Origin of the sequence: Neoluteolibacter marinus (assembly GCF_014904755.1) — a bacterium.
Taxonomy (GTDB): Bacteria; Verrucomicrobiota; Verrucomicrobiia; order Verrucomicrobiales; family Akkermansiaceae; genus Haloferula; species Haloferula marina.
Window position 1 is genome coordinate 1 of record NZ_JACZFQ010000001.1, and the last position, 26,024, is coordinate 26,024.

Here is a 26,024-nt window from a genome sequence, read left to right on the forward strand (position 1 = left end):
AGCCAGTGCTTTCCAAGCTTGGATGCGGTTCAATCAAGTCCGGGTGGGCAGCTCGAAAACCGATATGCTCACCGGGTTAATAAATACTGTTCGCTATTAAATTCCCAGAGCCATGCCTGCTTGCGAGCTAAGACCTGAAGACAAGAAGAAATTCATCAGTGACGTTGGGCAACGTTTGGTGAAGGAGCATGGTAAACGGAAGTATTACAAGCCCGCTGAGATCAGGAGGGCCGCAAGCGATGGCGGCTACCAGCCCGATATCGTTTGTTGGGCATACTGCATGTTTTCCTCACCCAGTGATTTCACGGCCATCCATGAAGCTGCCGGAGAGGTTTGTGACTACGTGGCCATGAAGTCGGAGGTTCTCGCGGATCTAGCCAGCGGTGGATCGTTCTTGGGGATCGACATTGACCTGTCTTGGCTCGAGTGGCCGGACATTGACCTCTCTGATGTATTCGATTGGTTTGATTTCTCGTAGTGGTGCAAAAATCGAAAAACCAAGCGAACAAGTCGCAGCACCCAACCGCCTGACCCGCTCCGAGTCGCATTTTTACCGTGATTACGGCCCTCAACCCTCAGTCAACGCGCGGCTGCCGTCAGGCGGTGTGTGTGCTATGACGTTATCCAATAAATGAAGATTCTATCGATCATCGTTTTCCTCTTCTGCCACACGCAGAGCTTTGCGGATGAGCCAGCCTTGATTGTTCATCTGCTCGACCACACCGATAAGCAGGAGACGAAGACAAAGTTTTGGATCGATTGGAGCAATAAGTCGCGTGGAATAGTTAGCACCAAGGAAGCTTCCACCGAGGACGCAGCGAAGATTGTAGCGAAGCTGCGAGAATCACTTACTAACGTTGAAGCTGATCACTTTTGCGGGCATGATCCGATCTACGGTATTGAGGCTATTGATTCAGAGGGCAAGCGCCTAAAGACGAGTCTTTGCTTCACCTGTCTCACCTGGGTGAAGCCGAAGCTGCGACTCTCCATTTCCGGGACGCGGGGTAAGGACAATGAACTTTGCAAGATGCTTCGAGATATTATTGAGCTTCCAGAAGGGCTATTGGCCTCCGATGTCTATCAAACAACAAAGAAGGATAACAAGTCGGAGATGGCGACGCCGAGGAAGCCGTCTGATTAATTTTGTGCGTGCAAGCCGGCGACGCCATTCCTTAGACGTTGTGCGGAAATGGCTTTCGGGTGCCTCGGTGATCGAGTGTCCGTGTTGCGAAGGCCGGTCGAGAGGGTCGACAAGCAGGCGGAAGATTCGATCTCGGAGTAGGTCGCAGAGCAGGCGTCTTGAAGCGCGATGCCGGGATGCGGGTGTCGGAGTTTCGGCATCGATCCAGGGCGGGGCGGCGACGGATGGGCCGATCGCAAGGTTTCCAGCAGCCGTCGCGGGCCGGATCGCCGCGGTTTCTCTCCCACCGGGCGGTCCGCAGCCAGACCCGGAGACTTCACGGGATTCCCAATGCACAACAAGGCGCTGGTGGCAAGCGGCGGCAACGTTCTTCTTTGAATCCGGGCTTCCTTTCCGCCGCTGCCACAGCTATGACGTTCGCTCCAGAATGAAGACTTTAAGGAAGATTGTTGCCGTGGGAACGGCTTTGGCGATTTCCGGATGCGAGATGATCAATCTCATACCGAATGAGTATCGAAGCAGGACTGATGTCGCTTCGAACAGGCGTGGAGCACCTTCGGCAGAAGTTTCGATTTCGTTCTTTTCCCATGTTCTCGAGAGCGAGGCAAAGGGAGAGTCGTGTCCCAAAGCATGGGGAACCTATCGTGAATACTGGATCGGCAGGATGGACTACATCAGATCCCACGAGTCACAGGCTTACTACGAAAGGGTTTTCCGCGACTTTCCCACCGCCAGGAAGAATCTGGGTCTACCGCCCATTCCGGTGAAACCCTACAACTAGGAAAACGCGAACAAGCCATGGTAGGCAACCACGCGGGCTGGTCTGCTCCAGTGGTGAATTCAGCTTCCACCTCAGCCCGCTGGTTGCCTACACTTTGAACGTTCTGCAAAAATATGGATCCAAAAATATACCAGTTCATCACTGAGGTTCAGACCGCGATGATTGTCTTCCATTGTTCGGGCCACTATGACCGGAAGAAGATCGGCCCCATCTCTGATGTATTGATCGGACTAGACGACGCATTCCACGCAGCACAGAACATCCCGGAGGACATGACTGCTCACGAGGCTGCCTGCGAATATGTCGATTTTTGGCAGGCTGATCCAGCAGACTGCTCAAAGTTCCTGAAGTCCTGGATCGCACGAGACTAATACTGATCACCGAACCCTCTGCTATGTAGTGATTCATCACCGATGCTGAGGGCCAGCCGCTGAACTCTCTAATGCGCACTAGACCTTTCGGAGACTCGATTCGAGCCACCAACACGCTGCCGGAAATCTCCCAAGCAGAACAAGCCATGGGAGTCGACGCTCTACCTCCGCTTCGTTGGCGGGCATCACTCATGATTACCATCCTTTCTATTTTCCCGACGCGCGGCTTTTGGTTCGCGCGTCTCCATTGAGACGTTGGGCAAGAAAAACATGAGACCGAAATCGCTAGCAATTCCGCTTCTATGGTTGAGCGTAGTTGCTTGCCGCCGGTCCAGTGAGTCATCGCCACCAAGCGATACTGCGGGAGTCTCTGAGCATAGTTTGTCGGGCGGCAGCTTCCTAACCGATCCCACCGATATTCGCTTCCAAGAGCAGATTAAGGAGTGCGACGAGGAGATCGAGAAGCTTGAGGTCGCGTTGGCCCAGCGTAGAGATCTTGCACAGTTCATCGAAACTGCGGAGAAGGCCAAACCGGAAGGCAAGGAACTTCCGGATGAAGCACAAGCCTTCCTGGATGAACGCAACGCGATGCGCTCCCGCATCAAGGATATTGAGGCTCGGAGGCGTGATCTAATCAAGCAAGCTGAGGAGTGGCGCAGGAGAACAGCGAACTAAGAAGTCAAGCCCAACAAGCCGCAGCACCACAACCGCCTGACCCGCTTCGAGTCGAATTCTCACCGTGATTACAACCCTCAACTCACAGTCAACGCGCGGTTGCCGTCAGGCGGTTGGTGTGCTATGACGTTATCCCAAGAAATGAAGATCGCATTCCACGCCGCAATCTGGCTGGCCGTTCTGATTGGTGGCATGCAGGTCGTTGGAACGGTCTTCAGACGCTCAAGCCAGGGCGGAACAGGTAATGGAGCTGGATTTTTCGATTATTCCTTTCAATCACACTTTTTCCCCTCAGTTGAGGGAGACCCTTCGATTTCTGATATAGAGTTGGAGGGTCGGGCTCCGAGACGATTCAAAGTTTATGGCGGGGTGTCACCAGTTTATGATCAGATATCGATGAAGTGGAGTTTGAATTCGGGTTACGAAGACCGTCCGGAAGGCCGATTATTGTTCGATCTCGACAGTGATACGATAGTGGATCGGGATGTCCGCGTGCCTCTTGATATCGAGCACCTGCTCGCCACCCTTGAGATTCCTGACCGACCTGCCAATCGACTCACGTTACAGTATGTGCTTGATGTTTTGGAGGATTGCCACACCGGGCAGCTTCCAAGGCCGAGCCATCATGGCTACACTCTTCAAGATCCCATGTCTGGACGCATGCGGCATGTGGCAATGGGTTTCATGGTGAATTACTCTATTCTGACATGGGTTGGAATATGGATTCTCGCGATTCCCGTATTCTACACAACCAAGAGGATAACAAGCCGCACCGTGCAACCACTACCAGCCGCCTAGTTGAGATGATTTCGCCTGACTACAACCCCAACCCCGTGATCGACGCGCGCCCCCGCTGGTAGTGGTGCACGTGCTCATCGTTCGCCTGAAATGAGGCTCAGAGAACTTAAAGTCCCCAAGAGGTGGCGGGCGCCCTTCGCGATTCTCTCGATAGTCGCGGTGTTGGGAACTGCTGCGTGTGATCTTTGGTTCCTGCAGAAGTACTTTGGGCACCATGGAAGGGACGTGCCGTTCAACTTCTATCGACCCGCGTTGGGTCTATTGCTCGTCGGGGTGCCTCTTTGTTGGTGTGGACTACGCGGACCGAGATTGAGTGCTGTTGCCTTCCTAACATTGTTCGTGTCGCTCTTCGCCGGGATTTCCAGCGGGCTAGACCTGACTGAATTGAGCTATTTAGAACGCCCGGAGCCCCACTTTCCCCTCGAAGACTACCCATGGTCTTTCCAGCGGCTTGGGTCCTTTGGTGCTATCCAGTTGATGTTGCTGTTGGCGCTCCTCGGATGGGTGCTTCCTCGCGTTCTGAAGTGGTCGGAACGTGCGCGCAAGAGTATCGGTTGGAATGGAAGAGGCGAACAAGCCGCGCCATCCGACGGCGACAAGCCGCCAAATTGAATCCGGGCTTCCATCCCGCCGCCGGATGCGCTCAAACGTTCGGCTCAGAATGAAGATCTCCGTTAAGAACTTTATCCTTGTTGCGAGCTTGCTTCTGAATCTGATCGCGATTCCGTGGTTGGGCTGGAAGTTGCTCGGTTACGACATGATGTATCGGAGGAACGTCGACTACGCCGCTGAATTGGCATTCGCAGTGGGATACCATCGCGGCACGGATGCCGATTTGGATCTGGCATTGGCGGATCTGCCTACACGCCTCGACGTGACGGAGGTGAAGCCCAACTCCGTAAAGGCTGTGATTTGGCCACGGCACAATCAATCGATCATCCTCGATTTTGAGGACCCACCAATTTGCTACGCCTCGTTGGTTGAAGAATGACTGGCGCACTCCAGTCTTGGAAGCAATGCACCACGCAAAGCGAACGAATTGCCGAACAAGAGTCGCGGATGATCAACTGCCTGCCCGCGCTGAGTCGAAAGTGAAATGACCATTCAAACATCAACCCTGAAGTCGGAGCGCGCTGTCGGCAGGCAGTGACATCGCTGTGACGTTCGGCAGAATAACCCCACGATGCGGGACGGAGACTACGAGAAGGCACGACTGATGTCACCTGAACGATTGATTGCTACCATGCTCGTCGCGCTCTGGGTGTGTATCGCGTATTCAATCGGTGGACTCGCGCTAGCAGTGCGGGCCTCACTTTTGTTCATGATTCCGCTCTCGATGATCTGGCTACCAGATCTGCTCGCTCGGATTGCACTTCGCGACGATCACTGGGACCGCGACTTTTCCCCGCCGGCTTCGGGATCCCTGGTCCGGATCGTGGCGTGGTTGATTATTCTCGGCGTACCGTTGGCGTGGCTTCTCCTCTTCCGGGCAGCGGGCTAACGAGCAAACGAAATTGCCGAACAAGCCGAAGATGGCGACCCCTTACAGCGGCCTTGTTGCGTTTCCGCTGTGGTGATTCAATCGGGCAACGAGAATCGGAGTGCCGCCATGAGGGTCGGGATCGCCATTTCTCAGACGTTCGCCACAGAAATGAAGATGTTCGGACACAGCTTTGCGGTGATCGCGCTGGTAGCCTCTACGGCACTGGCTGCGGACGTGCCCAAGGATCCTGAGAAGATGGCGGGCTACTTCCTGCGTCAGATGACCCGACTGGAATTCGAGGGTGTCGAGGCGCATACCAGCCTAGTGGACGCCCAACGATACAAGGCTCTCCACGTCCAAGCGGCGAGACTTGCTGAAAAGGCTGGTGCGAAGCAGTACTTCGAGCATTTGGTCACGTGGGCGGATTCGGCCGATGAGATTGAGCTGATGCAGCCTCGGGAGGTCTATGGAGCTTTCATTCGTAGTCTCTTTGAGATGCAGCGGACCAAGTTTCCGGATCTTTACGCCTCACTCGTCAAGCAGGGCGAGGCGTCGAAGATCGAGATCATCGGGCACACCATGAATGGCCCTGATGCAATGCTCGTGAACTACCGAGTTTCAGGAACTGTCGAGGGGCAGTCGTTCACCAAGGTGGAGGTTCTGCCGCTACGACGAGAGGATGGTTCGTGGGTGCTCGGGATCCAGGACGCCAACTTCACGAAGATCAACGAGACTATAGGGCAACTCGAGAAACTAATCGGCGAACAAGATGCTGCGTTGAAGGATCAACGCTAAAGATTGTTTTTTGGGTTTCTTTTTGGGGTTGGTGCGGCGGGCTGTTCAGGTTGCCCGGAAGCCCCGTTTGTCAGGGTTGAAAGGCAGGCCGGATCTGAGGATCCCGTAGATCTGGTGCAGCAACTTGCGCATGATGGCGATGATGATCTGCTTGGGTTTCCCAAGTGCTGGAGTTCGGGGGGCTTCCGGCTTTTGGAGGCGAGGCGATCCGCAACAAAGCGCCGTCGCCGGTGGCAGAGCGCGGCGGCGACACCGCTTTCGGGGAGTCAGAGGGGGGGGGGCGGTAATGAATCGCCGGGGTGTGCTGTGGGGCCGTGTCGGGCACGGCTGGCCTGTGGGGTGAGGACGGCCGCAACAAAGCGCCGTCGCCGGTCGCTGTGCTCCCTCTGCCGGCGCACTCCAAATTATCTTGGAGTGCGGTGGCAGAGCGCGGCGGCGACACCGCTTTCGGGGCGCCGGAGGGGGAGTCGGGAAGTTCCGGCTAGGAATCGCCGGGGTGTGCTGTGGGGCCGTGTCGGGCACGGCTGGCTTGTGGGGTGAGGACGGCCGCAACAAAGCGCCGTCGCCGGTCGCGGGCTCCCTCTGCCGGCGCACTCCAAAGTACCTTGGAGTGCGGTGGCAGAGCGCAGCGGCGACACCGCTTTCGGGGAGTCGGAGGGGGGGGCGGGACGTTCCGGTAATGAATCGCCGGGGTGTGCTGTGGGGCCGTGTCGGGGACGGCTGGCCTGTGGGGAGAGGTCAGCCGCAACAAAGCGCCGTCGCCGGTCGCTGCGCTCCCTCTGCCGGCGCACTCCAAAGCAACGCGGGCAGCGTGTTTTCCCTGATTCTCGGCTTCCTGAATTAGCCGCTGTGTCTCGTTGGCCTGCGGGATGGAAGGGATGATGGGTGCGGGATCGGTGAGGCGAACCGCCCGCCCGAACTCACTTCATCGCCGCGATTTCCTCTTCGCTGAGCGCCCGGCGGAAGAGGGCGAACTCGTCGATGCGGCCGTTGAAATTGCGCAGCTCGCCGATCTCCTGGCGGTCGGGGGAGGAGGCATCGAAGTTGCCGAGGTTGGCGAGGCCGAGTTGCACCGGCACCCGCCGCATCATCGGCGCGGACACGACTTCCTTGCCGTTCACGTAGTGCCGCATCACGCCCTGCTCGCTGTCGATCACGGTGGCGAAATGGATCCACCGGCCGAAGTCTTGTCCGGTGACGATGGTCGGGCTGACCAGGCGTTCCCACGACTCGAAAATCTGCCGGCCGTCGGAGCGCATGCCGAGCAGCAGGCGCCCGGACTGGTCGAGCTTCCAGTGGATCTCGCCGAGCTGGTCGGGCGACATCGAGAGCAGCGAGTTGTGCGCCTGTGGCAGGCTGTCGACCCGCACCCAGGCCATCATGGTGAGGGCGGGCGCGAGGCCCTGGGCGCGGAAGCGCACGCGGTCGCTGGTTTTGGCGAAGCCGAGGGCGAGCTTCTTCGACCAGCGGCCGGACAGGGTCTCACAGCCGATGACCGAGCCGTTGGTGGCTTCATCGGCGCCGCTCGCCTGGTTCTGCACGATCATGCTGCCGGGCTCGAGGTCCTCGAAGTTGTAGTAGACCAACAGGTCCGGCAGTTGGCGGAAGGCCTCCGAACGGGCCCGCCACGACGCCATCCGCGCGGCGCTGTCGCGGGCGGCGGCTTGCATCATCGACGCCGGGTCGGCGAAGGAACGGCGGTCCGCGGTGATGGGCGACGACTTGCCCTGGCGGATCGAGACCGCTTCGCCCTCGAACAAGGCCCGGGCGGCGGTGTCGGGGACCTCGCCCTGCAACTCGACCTCGCCGTCGAAGACGTGGACCTCGCAGTCGTCGCTGCCATTGACGCTCATGCCGAACTCGGTGCCGCGGTCGATGACGCGCAGGTTGGCGTTGAGGATGGTGAAGCCTTCCGCCGGCGGGGGCACCCGGGCGGTGAGCTTGCCGTGGTCGAGGCGGGCGAGATCCTGCGACAGCAGGTCGAGGGTGGCGGGACCTTCGAGGATGACGCGGGCGCCGCTGTAGAAGTCGAGCCGCAGCGTGCCGCGGGCGATTTTCAGCAGCCCTTTCGGCAAGGCGGTGCCGACGCTGTGGCTGCCGGTCTCCCATTCGACGTCGATCGCCTGGGCGAGCAGGGCGACGTCGTCGCGGGCCGGGTTGGCGGGATGTTCGACGATGCCGGCGTCCGGCTGCGGGGCGCGCTGGGGAAGGAGCCACCAGCCGAGCAGCGCACAGGCCGCGATGCCGGCGCCGAGCCAGGCCTTGCGGCGGAAAGGGACGACCTTCGCGGGCGGGTCGATGTCACCCATCAGCATCTCCGCCTGGCGCTGCATCGCCCACTCGCGGGTCAGGCCGTGCCAGTCAGAGCGGTCGAGGAAGATCTCTCTCGCGCGCGACGAGCCGAGCAGCATCGTTTCGAGCTCGCGCTTCTCCGCGGCCGTCAATTGCTGGTCGAAGTAGGCATCGACCAGACGCTCGAGTCGGGATTCGTCGAACATGGCTCAGGTGGGGGTGGCGGAGATTTTTGCTTTCACGCAGTCGCGGAGGAAGGCGCGGGCGCGGGACAGGGTGACGTTGACCGATTGGACGGTGCAACCCATCAGGCCGGCAATCTCCGGCGGACGGTGGTCGTTCTGGTAGCGGAAATGGATCGACCGGCGCGCCTGCGGGGCGAGCTGGTCGATGCATTGGGCGAGGTGGACGAGGCGCTCGTCGGTGTCGGTCCGGAAGCCCTCGCGTTCGGCCCCGAGGGCTTCGAGCACCTCGTCGGACAAGCACTCGAAGCGGTTGCGGCGTGCGCGGATGGCCTCGAGGCATTTGAAGCGCGCGATGGTCTTCACCCAGGCCGGGAAGCTGGTGCCGATCTCGAAGGAGGCGGCCTTGCGGGTGACCACGAGGAAGGTCTCCTGCAGCACGTCGTCGGCGGACGGGAAGTCCGGGATCATCGCGAGGATGTAGCCGCGGATTGCCGGCTGGAATTGCACGAAGAGCCGCTGCACCGCCGCGGTGTGCGCTTCGTCCTCGGTTGGAGTTCGCTCAGGCATCGTCTCGTGTCATCCTAGGAATGGCCCCGGGGAGCCCGAAGTTAGCAGGACCGGGAAATTTTTCACCCCGATCTGCTAAGTCCCGCCGGAGAGCCGTCATTCATGGGGGATTCCCGGCCCGCCGTTGGTGCCGGATGGATCGCGAAAACCCATGAAAACCCTCGTCCCCACCTTGTCCGCGGCCCTCCTGGCGGCCAGCTCCCCGCTGCAGGCCTCGAGCTTGCTTCTGAATTTCCACACCACCCACGGCAGCGATCCGGGGGCGGTGGGTGGGTCCTACCTCGACCTCAGCCCGGGCCACGCCAGCGGGGCGGTCGCGGCCTCGGAAACCACCTGGAACAATTTCGCCACCACCGCCGCGAGCAGCTCGCTGTCCTATGGCGACGGCAGCTCGGCGACCGGGGTCACGGTGACCTTCGGCAGCGAGACCAGCGCGGGCAGCGGCACGATCGGCTTCGGCGCCGCGACCATCAACACCGCGGCCCTCTACGGTTCGGGAGGTGGCGTCGGCGGCTTTGAAAACCTGGTCTCCAACGCGGGGTCGATCTACGGCGACGGCAACAACACCGGCAATTCCGCGGCCGGCAGGGCCGGCTGGCTGGGTGGCGCATCCAACACCGCGATCGGCCTGCGGGTCGATGGCCTGACCGCCGGCGAATACACCGTCTACGTGATGGGACGGAACACCAACTCGAACGTCGCGGAGCTGCCGATCACCCTCTACGCCGGCTCCGGGGCGCTCTCGTCGACCTTCGGCTTCAGTGCCTTGACCGGCAGCGTCGAATCGAACTTCGGCGCCGCAACCCCGAATCCTGCGGCCTACAACAGCTTCATCGCCGGCGACAATTACGTCGCGCTCAACGTGACCCTGGGTGCCGGTGATTCCTTGTTCCTGGCGTCGGATGGAACCGGTACGGAGACCCGCGGCTTCTTCAACATGGTGCAGATCGTGGCCGTGCCGGAGCCGTCCGGTGCGTTGCTCGGCGGGATCGGCCTGCTGGCGTTCTTGCGCCGCCGCCGTTGAACGCCGAGTTTGGAGGACCCTCGAACCAAGCCATGAAACCCCGACTTTCTCGTCCGTGCCTGCTGGTGGCGGCGACCTGCCTGCCGGCCGTGCTGTCCGCCGCGGAACTGGCCTACGAGTCCTTCGATTACTCCGCCTCCGCCGATGTCACCGGGGAGTCCGGCGGCACCGGCTGGTCCGCCGGCTGGACCCAGGACGGCGAGTCCTGCGTCGTCCGCAGCGAAGGCCTCGGCTATACCGATGGCAACGGCAATGTGCTCAATACCGCCGGGTTCTCGCTCGACACCACCAACGTCGCCACCACCCGCAGCTTCAGGGACGTGGACGGCCTCAAGTCCGACGTGTGGATCTCCTTCCTCTATCACCTGCCGGGGTCGAACTCGAAGTTCGAGGGCGTCAGCTTCTACCGCGGGGCGACGTCCGTGTTCGGGATCAGCAACTCGAGCGCCAATACCGGCCCCACCATGGCCCTCAATGTCGGCAACGGCAGCATCACCATGAGCAAGGGGCAGTTCGGTGTGACCCACTTCGTGGTGCTCAAGGTCAGCAGCGGCACCGGTTCGGGTGGCAACGACCAGGTCGAGGCCTTCATCGATCCCGTTCTAACAGGAGTGCCGTCTTTCCCGGACGGGGTGGTCAGCCTCGCGGATTTCGATTTCGACCGCGTCCGCATCGCCGGCCAGGACGGGAGCCCGCTCTTTGTCGACGAATTGAGGATCGGCCCGACCTATGCCGATGTTTCGCCCCATGCCGCGGCGGGTGGCGACGACAGCGACGGGGACGGCCTGACCGATGCCCAGGAGGCGGTGCTGGGGCTCGACCCCGGGGTGTCCGATGCCAGTCTGATCGCGGCGATCCAGGCGCACCCGGAGTATTTCGGGCTGTTCAGCGACGCCGGGATGCTGGCCCTCGGCAAGGGCGGGGTGGTGCTGCCGAAGTCGGGTGAGGGCCCGGTGGGTTTCACCTTCGAGGTCCAGCACAGCGGCGACCTCAGCGCGTGGCCGGTGCTCGAGACCTACAACCGGTCGGTCGAGCTGCCGGCGGACAGGAACTACCTGCGGGTCACCCTTCTCGACCGCTGACGCCATGAAGTTTCACCTCGTTCCCAGCGCCTTCGCCGCCGCCGCCGGTTCGGCGGTGCCGGCCCTCTTCCGTGAGGATTGTTGCGACGATAAGTTTAGTATTTCCAAGCAGGGCGGACCGGTGACCACGTCACCGGACCCGGAGTTCCTGCGCTTGCACCCCGATACACCGTGAGAAAGATCCAGGGCCCCGCCCATTCCATGAAATCCCGCGCTCTCATCCTGGCGGCAACGCTTTGTTCCGCCGGCGCCGATCCGGTTCCCTATGATGTCGTCGTCTATGGCGGCACCTCGGGCGGGGTAATCGCCGCCGTGCAGGCGGCTCGTTCCGGCAAGAGCGTCGTGCTGATCTCCCCGACCCTCCACCTGGGCGGCCTGACGTCGAGCGGGCTGGGCTGGACCGACCTCGGCAAGAGTTCCATCCTCGGCGGCCTCAGCCGCGAGTTCTATCACCGCATCTATCTCCACTACCAGGACGACGCGGCGTGGAACTGGCAGACGCGGGCCAGCTACGGCAATTCGGGGCAAGGCGGCCCCGCCTTCAACGCGACCACGGAAGTTGCCTCGGTGTTCGAGCCGAAGGTCGCGGAGAGCATCTTCGTCGAACTGCTGGCCGACGAAAGCGTGCCGGTGGTGACCGGCCGCCTCGATCTCGCCGGCGGGGTTGTGATGGACGCGGGGGAGATCGACCATATCCGCCTCGAAGGCGGCGGCGAGTATGCCGGGAAGATCTTCATCGATGCCAGCTACGAGGGCGACCTGCTGCCCGGCGCGGGGGTGTCGTTCACGGTCGGCCGCGAGCCGAACAGCACCTATGGCGAGTCGGTCAGCGGCATCCAGGCGGGCAGGGCCACCAAGAACCAGCTTCCTAACAACATCGACCCCTACGTCGTTGCGGGAGATCCCGGCAGCGGCCTGTTGCCCGGGGTCGAGGCCGATGCCGGCGGGACCGATGGCAGCGGCGACGGGCGGCTCCAGGCCTATTGCTTCCGCATGGCGCTCACCGACGTCGCCGCCAACCGGGTGACGATCGCGCAACCCGCGGGCTACGACGAGGACGACTACGAACTGCTGTTCCGGGCGATCGAGGCCGGGCAAACCTCGGGCTTCTTCAAGTTCGACCTAATGCCGAACCGCAAGACCGACTCAAACAACACCGGCGGCATCTCGACCGACTTCATCGGCAAGAACCACGGGCCCGGCTGGGACTGGACGACGCTCGGCCACGACCAGCGGATCGCCCTCGCCCTGGAGCATGAGAACTGGCAGCGCGGCCTGGTGTGGACCTTGCAGAATCATCCGCGCGTGCCTCTTTCGATCCGCAACGCCTACGCCGCCTGGGGCTTGCCGGCGGACGAGTTCACGGACAACGGCCACTGGCCGTACCAACTTTACGTCCGCGAGGCGCGGCGGATGGTGTCCGACTACGTGATGACCCAGCAGCACTGCACCGGCGCCGCGATCGCGGCGGATTCGGTGGGGCTGGCGGCCTATTCGATGGACTCGCACCACGTCCAGCGGCACGTGAAGAACGGCATGGTGAAGAACGAGGGGGACGTCCAGCTCACCGTGGCGAACCCGTATCCGGTGTCCTACCGCTCGATCGTGCCGAAGCGCGGCGAATGCCCGAACCTGCTGGTGCCGTGGAGCCTTTCGGCCTCGCACATGGCCTTCGGGTCGATCCGGATGGAGCCGGTGTTCATGATCCTGTCGCAGTCGGCGGCGCTGGCCGCGGACATCGCGATCGACCAGGACATCGACGTCCAGGATGTCGCCTACCCGCAACTCCGCCAAGCCCTGGTGGCCGCGGGGCAGGCGCTCGGCGATCCGGTGGTCGGCGTGCCGAGCATGATCGTCGACAACACCGACGCGGAGCGGGTCGAGATCACCGGCGCCTGGACCTCCGGCAATTCCACGGCGGGCTTCGTCGGCACGGACTACCTGCACGACGGAAATGCCGGCCAGGGCAGCAAGGAGGTGAGCTATGCCTTGCCCGAGGCGGCCAGCGGGTCGTTGGGCGTGTTCCTGCGCTGGACCGAACACGCCAACCGGGCGTCGAACGTGACGGTGGAAATCCACTACGGCGGGGAGGTCAAGACGGTCACCGTCGACCAGCGCTCGAACGGGGGAAGATGGAATCTCCTCGGCATCCACGACTTCACCGGTTCGCCCGGCGAAGGGGTGGTGATCAAGACGACGGGGGCTAACGGCTACGTCATCGCCGACGCGGTGGGCTTTCTGCCGGTGGACGACGACGAGGACAGCGACGGCGACGGCATGAGCGACATCCGCGAGTTGATGCTGGGGCTCGACCCGCTGGTTTCGAACGAGGCGTTCATCGATGCCGTCGCCGGGCATCCCGGCTACTTCGGGCTTCACTCCGAGGGAGAAATCTTCGACCTGCGGCTCACCCGGCCGGGCTTTCAAAAGACGGGCGAGGGCGAGTTCAATTTTGGCTTCTCGCTGGAGGGCCCGGGTGAAGGGCCGGCGTGGACGACCTTCGAGGATTTCAACTTCATCGTGCCGCGCGACGGCGACCGCCATTTTTTTCGCGTGGCCCTGCAGACGGATCCCGCGGGCTTCGTGCTGGGACTCGCCGCGGGGCAGCCGGAAACGGTGGTGGTCTACGGCACCAGCCTCACCGCGGGCGGGGCCTGGGTCGGGCAGATGAATGCCTGGCTGTCGGCGAAGTATCCGGGCCTGCTGACGGTGATCAACAGCGGCTTGAGCGGCAAGAATTCCGCGGAAGGCGTGGCACAACTGGATGCGAAGGTGCTGGCGCATGATCCGGACGCCGTGTTCATCGAGTTCGCGATGAACGATGCCTTCCGCTACAGCGACGGCACCCCGTCGCTCAGCGTCGCCGAGGCGCGGGCGAACCTGCTGGTGATGATCGATGCCATCCAGGCGCAGAACCCCGAGGTGGAGATCATCCTGCAGACGATGAACACGGTCTGGAACTCGCCGTCGGGCAGCAACCAGTCCGCGACCTTGCGGCCGGAGCTGGCGGCCTACTACCAGATGTACCGCGAAGTTGCGGCCGAGCGGGCGCTGCGGCTGGTCGACAACCATCCGAATTGGGAGGGCCTGCAGGCAAACGATCCCGCGACCTATCAAGGCTACGTCCCGGACGGCGTGCATCCGGGGGCGGCGGGGCTTGCCGCGATCACCCTGCCGCTGCTCAAGTGGAAGCTTTCCGGCGGCCGGCCGCTGCCGTGAGTGTCAGTGGGAGATCCTCACCGGCGTGCCGACCCGAACCACTTCGAACAGTTGCGGCGCCAGTTGCCGTGGCAGCCGGATGCAGCCATGGGAAGCCGCTTCGCCGGGGCGGGGAATGACGCCGGCGTGCATGCCGATGCCGTAACTGGTGAGACGCATCCAATAGGGCATCGGCGCCGGAACGTAGCGCTCCCCCGCGGGAACCCGGGTGCTCGGCTTGGCGTCGCCGTTGGTGACATTGCCCCACTCGTCCTCGATCCAGCCGTAGCGGTTCGAGTACTTGTCGACGATCTTCTCGGTGATCGAGTAGGTGCCCGACGGGGTGCGGTGGCCTTCCTTGCCGGTGGCAACGTAGGACCAACCGATGTCCCGCCCGCCGCGGGTGTAGTAGGCCCGTTGCTCGGTCAGGTCGATGTGCACCTTCACTTCGCCGGGGCCATGGTCGTCGTACCATTCATAGAGGACGTGCTCGGCTTTCCTCGGCGGTGCCTGGGGCGCGGTGGCGCAGGATGAGAGGGCCATCGCGGCAGCCGCTGCGATGGCGTTCAAGGGGGAGAACAGGTTCGGAGTTGCCATAGAATCGGCGTTTCGAGGGGAACCGTTAGCACGATTCGCCCTGACGGCAAAGACCTTCGGCGACCGGCGCGATCGAAGTACTCATGGCTGGGCAGCTCCAATGTGGGCGAGAGTGATGAACGTCGTGAGGTGCGCCGCCAGGAAAACGGCGATGGTCAGTCCGGTGGTCCACCTCATCGACCGGCGGACGGCTGGCACCAGGAAGGCGACCGGTGCCGCGTTGGCGGCGAGCTGGAGGCCGTAGAACCAGGCGTAGGGACCGGAAAGGCGGAACTGCAGGGCTTCCAGTTCATATTTCGCGCCGCTGTAGTTCGCGACGAAGAGTTCCATGGCGAAGCCATAGGTGACGGCGAGCGAACAGGTCGCCAGGCCGATGAGGAACGGCGCGGCGAGCCGCGAGGCGGTGGCCTCGTCGATCCGTCGGAAGCACCACGAGATCGAGATTCCGAGCGCGATCCAGAGTAGTCCGGTGAACAGGAAGCCGGCGGCGGAGTAGAAGTTCACGCCGGATTTCGAGCAGGGGGCCGGAGGCGGTGCAAGGATACGAAAAAGCGGCCCGGGCATTGCGCCCGGACCGCAGCGAGATCGCGGCGTCGGGATCAGGCTTCCGGCTTGGCCTGGAGATCGAGTCGGATGACCACCTCGTCACGGATCAGGTCGTCGGTCTTGCCGGGGTAGAGGATCCCGAAGTCCTTGCGGTTGATGTCGAACTCCGCCTGGATCTTCACGGTGTCGCCGTCCTGGCTGACGGTGGCGGGGAAGCTGATGTTCTTCTCCACGCCGTGCAGCTTGAAGTTGCCGGAGACGGTGTAGGCGGTGTCGGACTCCTTCTTGATTTCGGTGACGTCGAAGGTGGTTTCAGGGAACTTCTCGACGTCGAAGAAATCGGGGGCCTTGAGGTGTTCGGTCAGCTTCTCGGCGTCGGACCAGGTCGAGGTCATGTCGATGACGACCTTGTGGTCGTTGCCGACCGGGGCGCCGTCGGCGACCGAGAAGTAGCCGGTGAAGCTCTTGAAGCCGCCGTCGTGCTTGCCGGTCACCTTGGAACCGGTGAAGCCGATGGTGGATTCCGGCGTGAACACGTACTTGGTTCCGGTGCCGGTGGTGGAGCTCTTGGCGACGGCCTCCTTGACGGAAGCGTCGGCGGTCTTGTCCGCGGGGTTTTCGCAGGAGACGAGGCTCAGCGCGAAGACGGCGGCGGGCAGGGCGAGGATATCGATTTTCATGGTTGGTGGATTCGTTGGTGGTGGTCGTGAAAGTCAGGCGCCGAGGTCGAACAGCAGGGCTTCGACGGCTTGGTCCTTGGCGGTGAGGGTGAAATCCCCGGGGCGCTCGCTGGAGGCGGCATCACCGGGATTTATTCCCGTGCCGTTGAAATCGGCCTCGCCGTGGATGAGGTGGAGCCACAGGCCGCGCCCGGGGGCGAGGGTGTGGGCGACCGATTCGCCCGGCTGGAGCTTGAGGCGGTAGATGTCGGCGTCCTGGGCGATGGTGGCGGAGTGGTCGCGGCCGTCCGGGGAAATCACCAGCACCTTGGCCGCCGTCGCCTGCTCCGGGGTGGGTTCCCACTCGGTGTAGCGGGGCTGGAGGCCGCGCTGGCGCGGGAGGATCCAGATTTGCAGGAGCTTGGCCTCGGCGTCGGGCGAAGGATTGAACTCGGAGTGGGTGACGCCGCTGCCGGCGCTCATCAGCTGGATCTGGCCGGGCTTCAGCACGCGGGCGTTGCCCATGCTGTCCTGGTGGGCGAGCTCGCCGGCGAGGACGTAGGAGAAGATCTCCATGTCGCGGTGGGGATGGGTCGGGAAGCCGCCGCGCGGGGCGATGCGGTCGTCGTTGATCACCCGCAGCGAGCGGAAGCCCATGTGGGCGGGATCGTAGTAGTCGGCGAAGGAGAAGGTGAAGCGGCTGTCGAGCCAGCCGTGGTTCACATGGCCGCGTTCGCCGGAGCGGCGGATCGTCAGGTCGGTGTTCGTTTTCACGGCGTCATCATCTCATGGATCCCGGATCTGCCCAATGCCGTGTCGGCAGGCTGAGCATGCCTCCCGGGCGATGGCGGCGGATTGCGTTTTCCAGCGCCGGGGCCCGCTGCTAGAAGCCGGCCATGGAATTGCGGCAGTTGCAGTTGTTCGTGGCGGCGGCGGAGGAAGGCAGCATCACGGCGGCGGCGCGGCGGATGAACCTGACCCAGCCGGCGATGAGCCGCCAGATCAAGGCACTGGAGGAAGAACTGGAGGTCGAGCTGTTCACCCGCGGGGCCCACTCGGTGACGCTGACGCCGGCCGGCAAGCTGCTGGTGAGCGAGGGCGGCAAGCTGCTGGAACGGGCGGCGCGGGTGGTCAAGCAGGTGCGCGCCGAGGCCGCCGGCGAGCCCCTGCGCATCGGCTTCTCGCCGTCGCTGGCCGGCCCGCTGTTAGGGCTGGCGCTGGAGCGCTTTTCGCAGCTCCACCCCAGGGTCCGGGTGGAGCTTTCCGACAGTTCCAGCGCCGAGATGCGCGAGGGCCTGGCGCAGGGCCGCTTCGACGTGGTGGTAACGGTGCCGTGGGAGGGCGATGCCCAGGCGGTGCGCTGGGAGACCATCCGGCGCCACCCGATCCAGCTGGCGGTTCCGGCGGGGCATCCCTTCGCCAAGCGCAAGAAGGTCGCGGTGGCGGAGCTCGATGGCGAGCGGCTGCTGCTTTTCTCGCGCACCGACTACCCGGAATACTGGCAGTCGGTGAGCCGCTTTTTCCGCCAGCACGGGATCGACGCGAAGGTGGCGGGGGAATTCGACGGCGTCACCAGCCTCGGCGCGGCGGTACAGGCGGGACTGGGGATCGCGCTGATGGCCGCGGGCAGCCACCTCGACCGCATGGCGGTGGTCAGGCTCGAGCCGGAACCGGAGCCGGTCTGCGTGGCGGCCGGGCTCCCGGCGGGCAAGGAAACGTCTCCGGTGACCGGTGTCTTCGTCGGCGAACTGCGGGGTGCCGCGGCGGAAGCAGGCCAGGATGCCGTGCCGCGATGAGGGGCTAACAGGACCCCGGACCGGGTGAAAACCGTGCATTTGGCAGGGTTTGTGCGGCGATCGGGCCAAAATTCCAGCTCGCGGTGGTAGAAAACACGATGTAACTACTTTTTTGTGACTGGTGCATTCCAGTGCGTGAAGTCCCCCCGGGAATCCGACCGCGGATTCGCGCTGGTGGTGTGCATGCTGATGCTGTCGTTCCTGATGATCCTGGCGGTCGGGTTGATGAGCCTTGCATCGATCGAACTCCGCCGCTCCGGGCGCGAGGACCAGCTCACGGTCGCGCGCTCAAATGCCCGCATGGCGCTGATGCTGGCGATCGGCCAGTTGCAGGAGAATCTGGGACCGGACCGGCGGGTCTCGGCCACCGCGGAGCTGCTCGGCGACCACGTCGCCCAACCGCAATGGACCGGTGTTTGGCGGACCCATCCCGAGGGCATGGATTCGTGGTTCGAGCGCGACGATCTGGACGGCGGCTTGAAGGATTTGCGCTGGGGGACCGGCCGCACTCCCGGCGAGGACGTGATGTCGTGGCTGGTCAGCGGGGACGGTGAGCCCACGCTCGGGGCAAAGGGCGAAACGGTCGAAATGGTGGGCGCCGGGACGACCGGGGATGCCAGCTCGGGCGCCGTCGAGGTGCCCCTGGTCGAGGTCGCGGACGAGGGCGGCAAGAAGACCGGCCACTACGGCTGGTGGACCGGCGACCTCGGGGTCCGGGCCAATCTGGCAACCACCGACCCGCGTTCCGGGACGCCGGCGGACCGGGGTGCGCCCGGGAATGGCGGGATGTTCCGAGTGATGGCTTCGCAGTCGGCGGATTCCTCTTTCATGGGCGGTTCGGTCGAGATCACCGCGGAAGAGAGCCGCCGGCTGGCGACGGCGGGCACGGCGGCTTTGACCGATGCGGGCTCGGATTGGCGGCAGGAGCACGCCTTTGATTTCACCGCCGAGTCCAGCGGGGTCCTGGTGGACGTGATGCGCGGCGGCTTGAAGAAGGACCTCACCGCCTATCTCGCGAGCGGCGGCTCGATCGACGCGGAAGAAGGTCTTCCCGGATTGTCGGACGACGAAGTCATGATCGGTGAACCCGGCGACACCGGCATTTCCCGCTATCGCCAGGCCGGTCCGCGTTTCGGGGTGCTGCGCGACTGGGCGAAGAATGCGACGACTTTCTCCAATGCCATCCTGCCGTCGAAACTCACCGACCTGGGCTCAGGGGCGGCTGCAACCAGCCGGAACCTCGCGCTGGCGAACGAACAACCGGTCAAGCTGGCCGGCAACCAGCGCTCGGGGCTCAAGCCGATCCTGGTCGAGGCGACAAATTACACCCACCTCAGCACCTTCCTCCTCGATTCCAGCGAGGGGTCGACCCCGGAATACCAGCTGAGGCACCTGCACTATCCCCGCGTGGTCCTCTGGAACCCCTACAACTGCGAGCTGCAGTCGGACCGGATGATGGTAATGATCCAAGGCAACGGCCGCCAGGAGTTGTGGACCGAGAACGTTTACTTCATCGGCGGCATCGAGCGCCGCTTCAACGGCCAGTGGTTGTCTTTCGAGGGCGGGCGGAGCACCCAGTTCAACGCCCAAGGGAAGGCGATCATGAGCACCGAGGGGTATCTGGACCCCTACATCGGATCCTATTATTTCACGATCCCGCTGACGAAGTTCGGGCCCGGGGAATGCCTGGTCTTTTCCCCGGCGCGGGCGGCGGAATATGACTCGCTCAGCCCGTACCGTCAGGGGCCGTACAACCTGAACGCGAACGAGCTGAGCTGCACGGTGGCCCCGGATCCCTCGCGTTGCTACTACATCTCCGGTACCGACATCGGGGGCGGCATTCCCTACCGGCCGACCTCGTTCTGGTACGCGCCGACGCCCTACTGGAGCGGGGTCGGCCGCTACGGGGTCGAAAACCAGGGCGATGACACGCGGGCGATCCTGAAAAACGTCGGCTTTGCCAGCACGATCACCTTCGAGGACTTCGACGCGCTGCCGCAGGTGTCGGTGCTGTCGGCGTCGCTGCAGTTCGGTGCCGGGCGCGAGCCGCGGGTGTCGTGGAACCAATATGAGCGGATGCCGATGCAGCTGCTCGACCGCGCGGATCCCCATCCGACGGTGGTGCCGAACGTGCGGACCCGCGAGGGGATCCGCCTGCGCTGGTTCAACGAACATCCGTCCAACCTTTCGGCGTCGGGCGCCCTGGCGGGGACGCCGCATTTCGAGGACGCCCTGCTGGCCAACTGGAACCCGCGGGCATCCTTCATCCTGCGTTCGCCATGGGACAACGTGGCGGGAAACCTGGCGGTCTCCGGCAAGGGTGGCGGGCCGTGGTTCTTCGGTGCCTACACCCGCGACCTCTACGATCAGGCCGTGAGCTGGGACGAGCAGGCACCGGTGCCGCGCGGCGGACGCTATCACGGCAATCCCTTCGGCCCCCCGCAGGAAGGTGCGGAACGTTACGTCCTGTTCGATGTGCCGCGCCATGAAACCGGCGTGATTTCGCTCGCCCAGTTCCAGCACGTCAAGCTGTCCGAGCTGGTCTGGCAGCCCTCCTACGCGATCGGCAATTCCCTCGCCGACCCGCGGCTGGGCGGCGGCGGGACCCTGGGTCTGGAACACACCTCGCCGCGCACCGGCAGCCTCTCGACCGCCAGCATGGGCGGGTTCCACCACAACGAGCTCGGCTGGTCCAACGACAAGGAACGCTCCACCACCCGCGCCGAGTGGGCGATGACGGCGCGGGCCATCCTGGGCGAGGTGCCGGAAACGGACAACCTAGTGTATGACCTGTCTTTCGAGGTGAACCAGGCCTTGTGGGACCGCTTCTTCCTGTCGAGCGGCAGCGAGCTGGAGAAGGATGATTTCCTGGCCGACCCGCAGGCGGATCCGCTTCCCAACGGCCGGATGCATCTGGCGACCACCACCCTGGGCACGGCGACTTCGGAAACCCTGAACGACTATCACCGCGCCGCCTACCAGCTGATGGTCGACGGGGCTTTCAACGTGAACTCAACCCGGGTCGAGGCGTGGAAGGCGCTGCTCGGATCGACCCGCCGGAGCCACTACGGCACAACCGACAGCGTGCCCTTCCCGCGGGTCCTCGATGCCCCGGGCGGAGCCTGGCGGGCCGGCGACGACACCGACGGCGACAGCGCCTGGGCCGGCTACCGCGAATTGACCCAGGATGAGATCGAGCGCTTGGCCGAGGAGATCGTCGAACAGGTGAAACTGCGCGGGCCGTTCATTTCGCTGGCGGATTTCGTCAACCGTCGCCTGGCCGACGATGAGACCGGGCGCATGGGCGCGCTGCAGGCGGCGATCGAGCGGGCCGGGCTCAACGAGGCTCAGGAAGCGGACTTCCCCTTGGACAACGAGGCGTCGCTGCCGGACTACAACCATCCCGACAACCTTCGCGATGCCACCCGGATGGAGCAGACACTCAAGCCGTCGAGCAAGGTGTGGGGCGCGCCGTCGTACCTGACGCAGGCCGATGTGCTGCAGGTGATCGGCCCGGCGTTGACCGCCCGATCCGACACCTTCGTGATCCGTGCCTATGGCGACGCGGTGGACGCGGAGGGGAAATTGCAGGCGCGGGCTTGGTGCGAAGCCGTGGTCCAGCGCACGCCGGAGCCGATCCGTCCCGATGCGAGCGGGCTGAATTCCGAACTTGAGGGCGAAGCGGGCGACTTCGGCCGCCGTTTCGTGGTCACATCGTTCCGCTGGCTTCAGCCGGGCGAGGTCTGATAGAAGGTGGGCCATGAAGTTTTCACGCCTGGTCGGCATGGCCCTGCTTTTGGCTTGCGGGCCGCTGTCCGCGCAGGAGGGCGAGACCACGGAGAAGCCCAAGCTGCCGCCGCGACAAGTGCGCTTCCTGCCGGTCGGCGACCTGGCGACCTATCGCTTCGAGGAGCGCGATGGCGTGCAGTATGAACTCGAGCCGCCGCCCGGCAGCGTCCCGCCGCGCGAGGTCATGGTGGGCTTTGGCGACGAGGCCGAAGCCAGCGCGGTGCGGCTGCTGCTCGGCCGCATCACCGAGCCGTTGAAAGCCCCGGGCGGAGGCGGTCCGATGCTGGTGCGGCGCCGTGAGGACGGTGCCGAGGCGGAGCCATGGATGCGGGTGAACCGGCCGGAGGAAGGCGACTTCCTGGTGCTGTTGTGGCGGGCGAACCCGAAGGGCTCGTGGGCGGAGGCACGGTCGCTGGTGCTGCCGGACGGTCCCACCGCGGCGCCCGCCGGTGAAGTGCGGGTGGTGAACCTTTCGCCGGTCCCGGTCGGGATGGTGTTCAATGGCGAGCAGATCAAGCTGCCGGCCGGCAAGATCACCCGGCACCGCGTTCCGATCGGGAAGGACGCGCCGATCTGGCTGGGGGCGGAAGATGTGAAGGGAAAGCTGAAGCGCTTCCATTCCGGCGCGGTGTTCCAGAACCGCGGGGAGCGCACGCTGGTCGTGATCTACCGAGCCGACGGCGACCAGAAGCGCCTGCCGCTCAAGGCGGTCATCCGCCGCGAGCCGATGCCGCAGCCGCTGAAAAAAGACCCGTGATCCTTGCCCGGCGGAATGATCCCGGTAGCGTCGGCGCATGCGCCACTGGCTGATCAAATCCGAGCCCGACGTTTTTTCCATCGATCACCTCGCCGGGGTGAAGCGTGAGCCATGGTCCGGGGTGCGGAACTATCAGGCACGCAACTACATGCGCGACGAAATGAAGCCGGGGGACCTGGCGATTTTCTATCACTCGAACGCCACGCCGCCCGGTCCGGTGGGCGTGGCCCGGGTCGTTGGCGAGCCATATCCCGATCCCACGCAGTTCGACGCCAAGTCCGAGTACTTCGACCCCAAGGCGACGAAGGAGGTACCGCGCTGGATTCTGGTGGATTTCGAGTTCGTGGCGAAATTCCCGCAGCCGGTCTCGTTGCAACAGATGAAGGACGACGCGGCGCTCGACGGCATGCTGGTCCTGCAGCGCGGGACGCGGCTGTCGATCACCCCGGTCGAGGCGAAGCACTTCAAGCGCGTCTGTAAGCTGGGTGGTTGGAAACCGTGACGCCGGCTTGCTTCCCCGGTGCTTGCGGTGAGCCGCGGGTTCCGGTGAAGTCCGTCGATGCCGGAAGAAGCGCTCGATCCGTATGCCCCGCCCGAGGACAGCTCGCCGGCCGGCGAGCCGGCGGGCACCTGGACGGTGGCCGGGGATTGCCTGATGGTGCGCGACGGAGCGCGGCTGCCGGAGGTGAACCTTGAGGGGGAGGCGGGTGCCCGGGATCTCACACCCACCGCCCGGCAGTTCGTGGTGGCGCCCTCCATCGGCCGTGCCCTGTTCGCAATCGTGCCGGCGATCGGCATGGGAGTTTGGATCAGCCACAACCAGGCGGTGAAGCCGGTCTACGGGTTCGCGCTGATTTTCGTGCTGATGACCGTCTTCAAGCGGTTTTTCGGGCGCCTGGTGGGGCCGGGGCACGCCGCGCGGGTGCAAGGCTACGCGTCGGCGGCGACGCTGGCGGCCCGGGCGCGCCGGGGACGTTGGCGGCGGCTCCTGCTGTGGGCCGGCTTGCTCACGTTGTTGCTGACCCTATTGGGAGTCCTCGCCGGAACCAGCCGCGCCTGGCACCGCGGATTCTACGGGGCGGTCGACGTCGCCACGTATGGATTCGGCCTGGCGGTCACCCTGCTGCTGGCGTCCGCGGTCTGGCAATTGCTGGACCAGGGGCTGCGCTGCACCGGGGTGCGCGACGGCTGGCTGGAGGTGCGCGGGGTGCCACCCGCATCGCTGGCCGAACTCGCACGCCGGGTCCAGCAAGGGCCGGCGCCGGGGCGGAAACGCCGCCTGTGCACGGTGTTCCAGTATCAGCTGCCGCTGGGGCTGCTGGCCGGCAAATACCGCTGGAATCCGCGGATTTTCCTCACCTTGGCAATCCTCAAGGCCCGCCGGTCGCCACGACTGGAGCGGAAACAGTATCATTGGTCCGAATCGCGGGTGCTGCCGCCCGCCGAGGCGGATGCGTCGCTGCGCCGGCGCTGGGAAGAAATCGCGGGACTGCCGGAGTTCGAAGGCTGGACGGAGGAGCTGGCGGAGCGGATGGATTATCCAGCGGGAGATTTGCGCACCGAGGGACTGGTGCTTGCCTCACCGGACCGCCGGCATTTCGCGATTCTCATCATGACGCGGGTCTCGTTCGGGAACTTTTTCGGTGAGACCCAGGAAACCGCTTTCCGCTGCTGGACGAGCGACGGGAGGTCGGTGCTCACCTGCAGCCAGCCGATGCTCGGTAATTTGCCGCCGTCCCTCGACGCGCTGCGGGTTCAAGGAAGACCGCCCCGGATCCTTGCCGCCCATCTCGGGAGGCCGGGGGCGCAAGGGGCCCAGCCGGTCGCCGATGCTGACGCCTTGCTGGAACTCATCCGCCGGGAGGCCGACGAGCAGCACGAGCTGTGGATGGCGGCCGGAATCCACGGGCCTTACGAAGAGGTCGAAATCGCGGGGGAGCCGGCCTGACCACGCTTATTCCTCGATGGTCGCCAGGGGCGTTCCGGCGGAGCTGTTGCGGGCCGTGCCTTCGATCACCTGGATCTGGTTGGCGATGCTCCACGCACCGGGCAGTCCGCGGGCGTTGGATTCGGCGGCAGCGCGAGCGTCCTCGGAAGGCGCCGTGCCGGTCAAGGTGATCACCTTGGCGTCGATCGCGGCATGGACGTCGGCGCGGTCGAGGCGGGGGTCCTTCGAAATCGCCGAAGCCAGCGATTTCAGCACCGTGGTGCCGGACGGGACTTTCCCGCTCATGCCCTCCATGGCGAGGTCACGGTTGACCATGATGTCATCGGCCCAGACTTCCGTGACGCCGGTGACGTGGGCCCGGTGGACCAGCTGGTCCTTTTCCCCGGTGCTGCCGACCTCGCCAGCGAGGCTCACGATGCCGTCGTTGACCTCGACGTTGACCCGCAGCCCGGCGTAGAGCGGATCGTCGGCGACGAGGCGCTCGATCTGGGCGCGGATTGCCCGGTCGGTGCGGATGGTGTCGAAGGTGACCTCGAGGCGATTGTCGATCTGGCGGATGCCGGCGACTTCCGAAGCGATTTCCCGTGCAAGCTCCTGCTCATCCCAGGTTCCGGTTTGTCCGAGCAGCACCGCGCGGCGATCGTCAACGACCACCCGGATCCGCGAAGCATCGAGCGCCAGGCTGTTTTTCAGGCGGAGTTCGGTCCGGTCGGCGAGCTGGGCGTCGCTGGTGCCGGGGTCCGAGATTTCGAGGCGGTTGACCACGGCGCGGACGGAATCGGTCGTCAGGGCCCGAGCGGCGGCGCGTTCGGCCTGGTCGAGGGACAGGGCAGTGCCGGTGAGGGTGGCGATGCCGTTGTCGATGGCGACTTCGACCTTGCTGCCGGCCATCCGCTGGTCGGCTTGGACGTCGACGGCAATGAAGTCGGCGGTTTCGGCGTCGTCGTCGGGGCCGTATTCCGGCGTGGCGCCAGCGGTGCCGAGGGCGGCTGCGAGGAGCAACCAACGGGCGGAGCGGGAGAAAATCGACGTTTTCATGGCGTTGCGGGGTTGGGCGAACCGATCGTTCGCCGGTTGGCTTTCTTTCCGCATGGCCCGTGCCACGGTCGTGATGGCCGCTCGCTGTCAATTGGTTAGACACGGGGCGAGTCGGAACTGGCAGATCAAGCATGCTCCAGATGGAGCAGGGTGCAACCGGTCAAATGCAGGATGCACCGCCCGGACGACACTTTTTCTGTCGGGCCTGGGGTTCGCCGTTCAATCCGGGTGCCGGGGCCACCTACCGCCCCCTGAATCCATCCCGACTACTTGTCGTCCGGCTCGATCTTCTCGGGGTCTTGCGGGTCCGTGACCGTGTCTTCACCGCTGCTTTCCTCAACCTCGTCGGGCGACATTTCGTCCTCCTCCTCCTCCTCGGACGAAGCTTCTGCTTCTGCTTCTGCTTCTGCTTCGGACTCGGACTCGGACTCGGACTCGGACTCGGACTCGGACTCGGACTCGGACTCGGACTCGGACTCGGACTCGGACTCGGACTCGGACT

General features: G+C 64.1%; 23 protein-coding genes and 1 pseudogene. 16 read left to right on the plus strand and 8 right to left on the minus strand.

Annotation, left to right across the window (positions count from 1 at the left end):
* Nucleotides 1–112 precede the first annotated feature (112 nt).
* From IG178_RS00005 to IG178_RS00035, 7 genes are all read left to right on the plus strand, one after another.
* The gene (locus IG178_RS00005; RefSeq protein ID WP_193210427.1) at nt 113–478 is read left to right on the plus strand and encodes a DUF6559 family protein; all 366 of its coding nucleotides are present in this window, start codon (nt 113–115) and stop codon (nt 476–478) included.
* Between the two features lie 153 nt (nt 479–631).
* Complete coding sequence (locus tag IG178_RS00010) at nt 632–1,141, plus strand: hypothetical protein (RefSeq protein ID WP_193210428.1); 510 nt, start codon at nt 632–634, stop codon at nt 1,139–1,141.
* A 1,422-nt stretch (nt 1,142–2,563) separates the two neighbouring features.
* Entirely contained in the window at nt 2,564–2,968 is a 405-nt protein-coding gene (locus IG178_RS00015; RefSeq protein ID WP_226894590.1) for a hypothetical protein, read from the plus strand.
* 141 nt (nt 2,969–3,109) lie between these two features.
* Nucleotides 3,110–3,766, plus strand: coding sequence for a hypothetical protein (locus IG178_RS00020; protein ID WP_193210430.1), 657 nt, complete (start codon nt 3,110–3,112; stop codon nt 3,764–3,766).
* Between the two features lie 559 nt (nt 3,767–4,325).
* Nucleotides 4,326–4,757, plus strand: a complete 432-nt coding sequence (locus tag IG178_RS00025) for a hypothetical protein (protein WP_193210431.1) — start codon at nt 4,326–4,328, stop codon at nt 4,755–4,757.
* 252 nt (nt 4,758–5,009) lie between these two features.
* Nucleotides 5,010–5,267, plus strand: coding sequence for a hypothetical protein (locus tag IG178_RS00030; RefSeq protein ID WP_193210432.1), 258 nt, complete (start codon nt 5,010–5,012; stop codon nt 5,265–5,267).
* A 108-nt stretch (nt 5,268–5,375) separates the two neighbouring features.
* Nucleotides 5,376–6,044 (plus strand): hypothetical protein, encoded by a 669-nt coding sequence (locus IG178_RS00035; protein WP_193210433.1) that lies wholly within the window; start codon nt 5,376–5,378, stop codon nt 6,042–6,044.
* Between the two features lie 920 nt (nt 6,045–6,964).
* Here IG178_RS00035 and IG178_RS00040 read toward each other — a convergent pair.
* Together IG178_RS00040 and IG178_RS00045 are read right to left on the minus strand one after the other, a co-directional pair.
* Nucleotides 6,965–8,542, minus strand: a complete 1,578-nt coding sequence (locus IG178_RS00040) for a LamG-like jellyroll fold domain-containing protein (protein ID WP_193210434.1) — start codon at nt 8,540–8,542, stop codon at nt 6,965–6,967.
* Between the two features lie 3 nt (nt 8,543–8,545).
* Nucleotides 8,546–9,088 carry a sigma-70 family RNA polymerase sigma factor gene (locus IG178_RS00045; protein ID WP_193210435.1) on the minus strand — a complete coding sequence of 181 codons (543 nt, stop codon included), beginning with the start codon at nt 9,086–9,088 and terminating at the stop codon, nt 8,546–8,548.
* Between the two features lie 151 nt (nt 9,089–9,239).
* On the opposite strand from IG178_RS00045, the gene IG178_RS00050 reads away from it, so the two are divergent.
* Genes IG178_RS00050 through IG178_RS00065 form a run of 4 tightly spaced genes read left to right on the plus strand, consistent with a single transcriptional unit; the run spans nt 9,240 to nt 14,413 of the window.
* Nucleotides 9,240–10,112: a hypothetical protein gene (locus tag IG178_RS00050; RefSeq protein WP_193210436.1), complete on the plus strand. Its 873-nt coding sequence runs from the start codon at nt 9,240–9,242 to the stop codon at nt 10,110–10,112.
* 32 nt (nt 10,113–10,144) lie between these two features.
* Nucleotides 10,145–11,194, plus strand: coding sequence for a hypothetical protein (locus IG178_RS00055; protein WP_193210437.1), 1,050 nt, complete (start codon nt 10,145–10,147; stop codon nt 11,192–11,194).
* 4 nt (nt 11,195–11,198) lie between these two features.
* On the plus strand, nt 11,199–11,369 hold the full coding sequence (locus tag IG178_RS00060; protein WP_193210438.1) for a hypothetical protein: 171 nt from the start codon (nt 11,199–11,201) through the stop codon (nt 11,367–11,369).
* Nucleotides 11,370–11,395: 26 nt separating this feature from the next.
* Nucleotides 11,396–14,413 (plus strand): FAD-dependent oxidoreductase, encoded by a 3,018-nt coding sequence (locus IG178_RS00065; RefSeq protein WP_193210439.1) that lies wholly within the window; start codon nt 11,396–11,398, stop codon nt 14,411–14,413.
* A 3-nt stretch (nt 14,414–14,416) separates the two neighbouring features.
* On the opposite strand, the gene IG178_RS00070 is transcribed toward IG178_RS00065, so the two are convergent.
* The 4 genes from IG178_RS00070 to IG178_RS00085 form a co-directional block, all read right to left on the minus strand.
* Nucleotides 14,417–14,962 carry a L,D-transpeptidase family protein gene (locus IG178_RS00070; RefSeq protein ID WP_193210440.1) on the minus strand — a complete coding sequence of 182 codons (546 nt, stop codon included), beginning with the start codon at nt 14,960–14,962 and terminating at the stop codon, nt 14,417–14,419.
* A gap of 108 nt (nt 14,963–15,070) precedes the next feature.
* Entirely contained in the window at nt 15,071–15,493 is a 423-nt protein-coding gene (locus IG178_RS00075) for a hypothetical protein (protein WP_193210441.1), read from the minus strand.
* Between the two features lie 95 nt (nt 15,494–15,588).
* The gene (locus IG178_RS00080; RefSeq protein ID WP_193210442.1) at nt 15,589–16,215 is read right to left on the minus strand and encodes a YceI family protein; all 627 of its coding nucleotides are present in this window, start codon (nt 16,213–16,215) and stop codon (nt 15,589–15,591) included.
* 33 nt (nt 16,216–16,248) lie between these two features.
* A complete protein-coding gene (locus IG178_RS00085) occupies nt 16,249–16,968 on the minus strand; it encodes a pirin family protein (protein WP_343225895.1) in 720 nt (239 codons plus the stop codon).
* A 122-nt stretch (nt 16,969–17,090) separates the two neighbouring features.
* On the opposite strand from IG178_RS00085, the gene IG178_RS00090 reads away from it, so the two are divergent.
* From IG178_RS00090 to IG178_RS00110, 5 genes are all read left to right on the plus strand, one after another.
* On the plus strand, nt 17,091–17,990 hold the full coding sequence (locus IG178_RS00090; RefSeq protein ID WP_193210443.1) for a LysR family transcriptional regulator: 900 nt from the start codon (nt 17,091–17,093) through the stop codon (nt 17,988–17,990).
* Between the two features lie 135 nt (nt 17,991–18,125).
* Nucleotides 18,126–21,737 carry a hypothetical protein gene (locus IG178_RS00095; protein WP_193210444.1) on the plus strand — a complete coding sequence of 1,204 codons (3,612 nt, stop codon included), beginning with the start codon at nt 18,126–18,128 and terminating at the stop codon, nt 21,735–21,737.
* Nucleotides 21,738–21,750: 13 nt separating this feature from the next.
* The gene (locus tag IG178_RS00100; RefSeq protein WP_193210445.1) at nt 21,751–22,536 is read left to right on the plus strand and encodes a hypothetical protein; all 786 of its coding nucleotides are present in this window, start codon (nt 21,751–21,753) and stop codon (nt 22,534–22,536) included.
* A gap of 37 nt (nt 22,537–22,573) precedes the next feature.
* Nucleotides 22,574–23,038 (plus strand): EVE domain-containing protein, encoded by a 465-nt coding sequence (locus IG178_RS00105; RefSeq protein WP_193210446.1) that lies wholly within the window; start codon nt 22,574–22,576, stop codon nt 23,036–23,038.
* 57 nt (nt 23,039–23,095) lie between these two features.
* The gene (locus tag IG178_RS00110) at nt 23,096–24,484 is read left to right on the plus strand and encodes a hypothetical protein (protein WP_193210447.1); all 1,389 of its coding nucleotides are present in this window, start codon (nt 23,096–23,098) and stop codon (nt 24,482–24,484) included.
* Nucleotides 24,485–24,490: 6 nt separating this feature from the next.
* On the opposite strand, the gene IG178_RS00115 is transcribed toward IG178_RS00110, so the two are convergent.
* Nucleotides 24,491–25,522, minus strand: coding sequence for a BON domain-containing protein (locus IG178_RS00115; protein ID WP_193210448.1), 1,032 nt, complete (start codon nt 25,520–25,522; stop codon nt 24,491–24,493).
* A 266-nt stretch (nt 25,523–25,788) separates the two neighbouring features.
* Nucleotides 25,789–26,024: pseudogene (locus tag IG178_RS00120) on the minus strand (hypothetical protein); the annotation flags it as partial.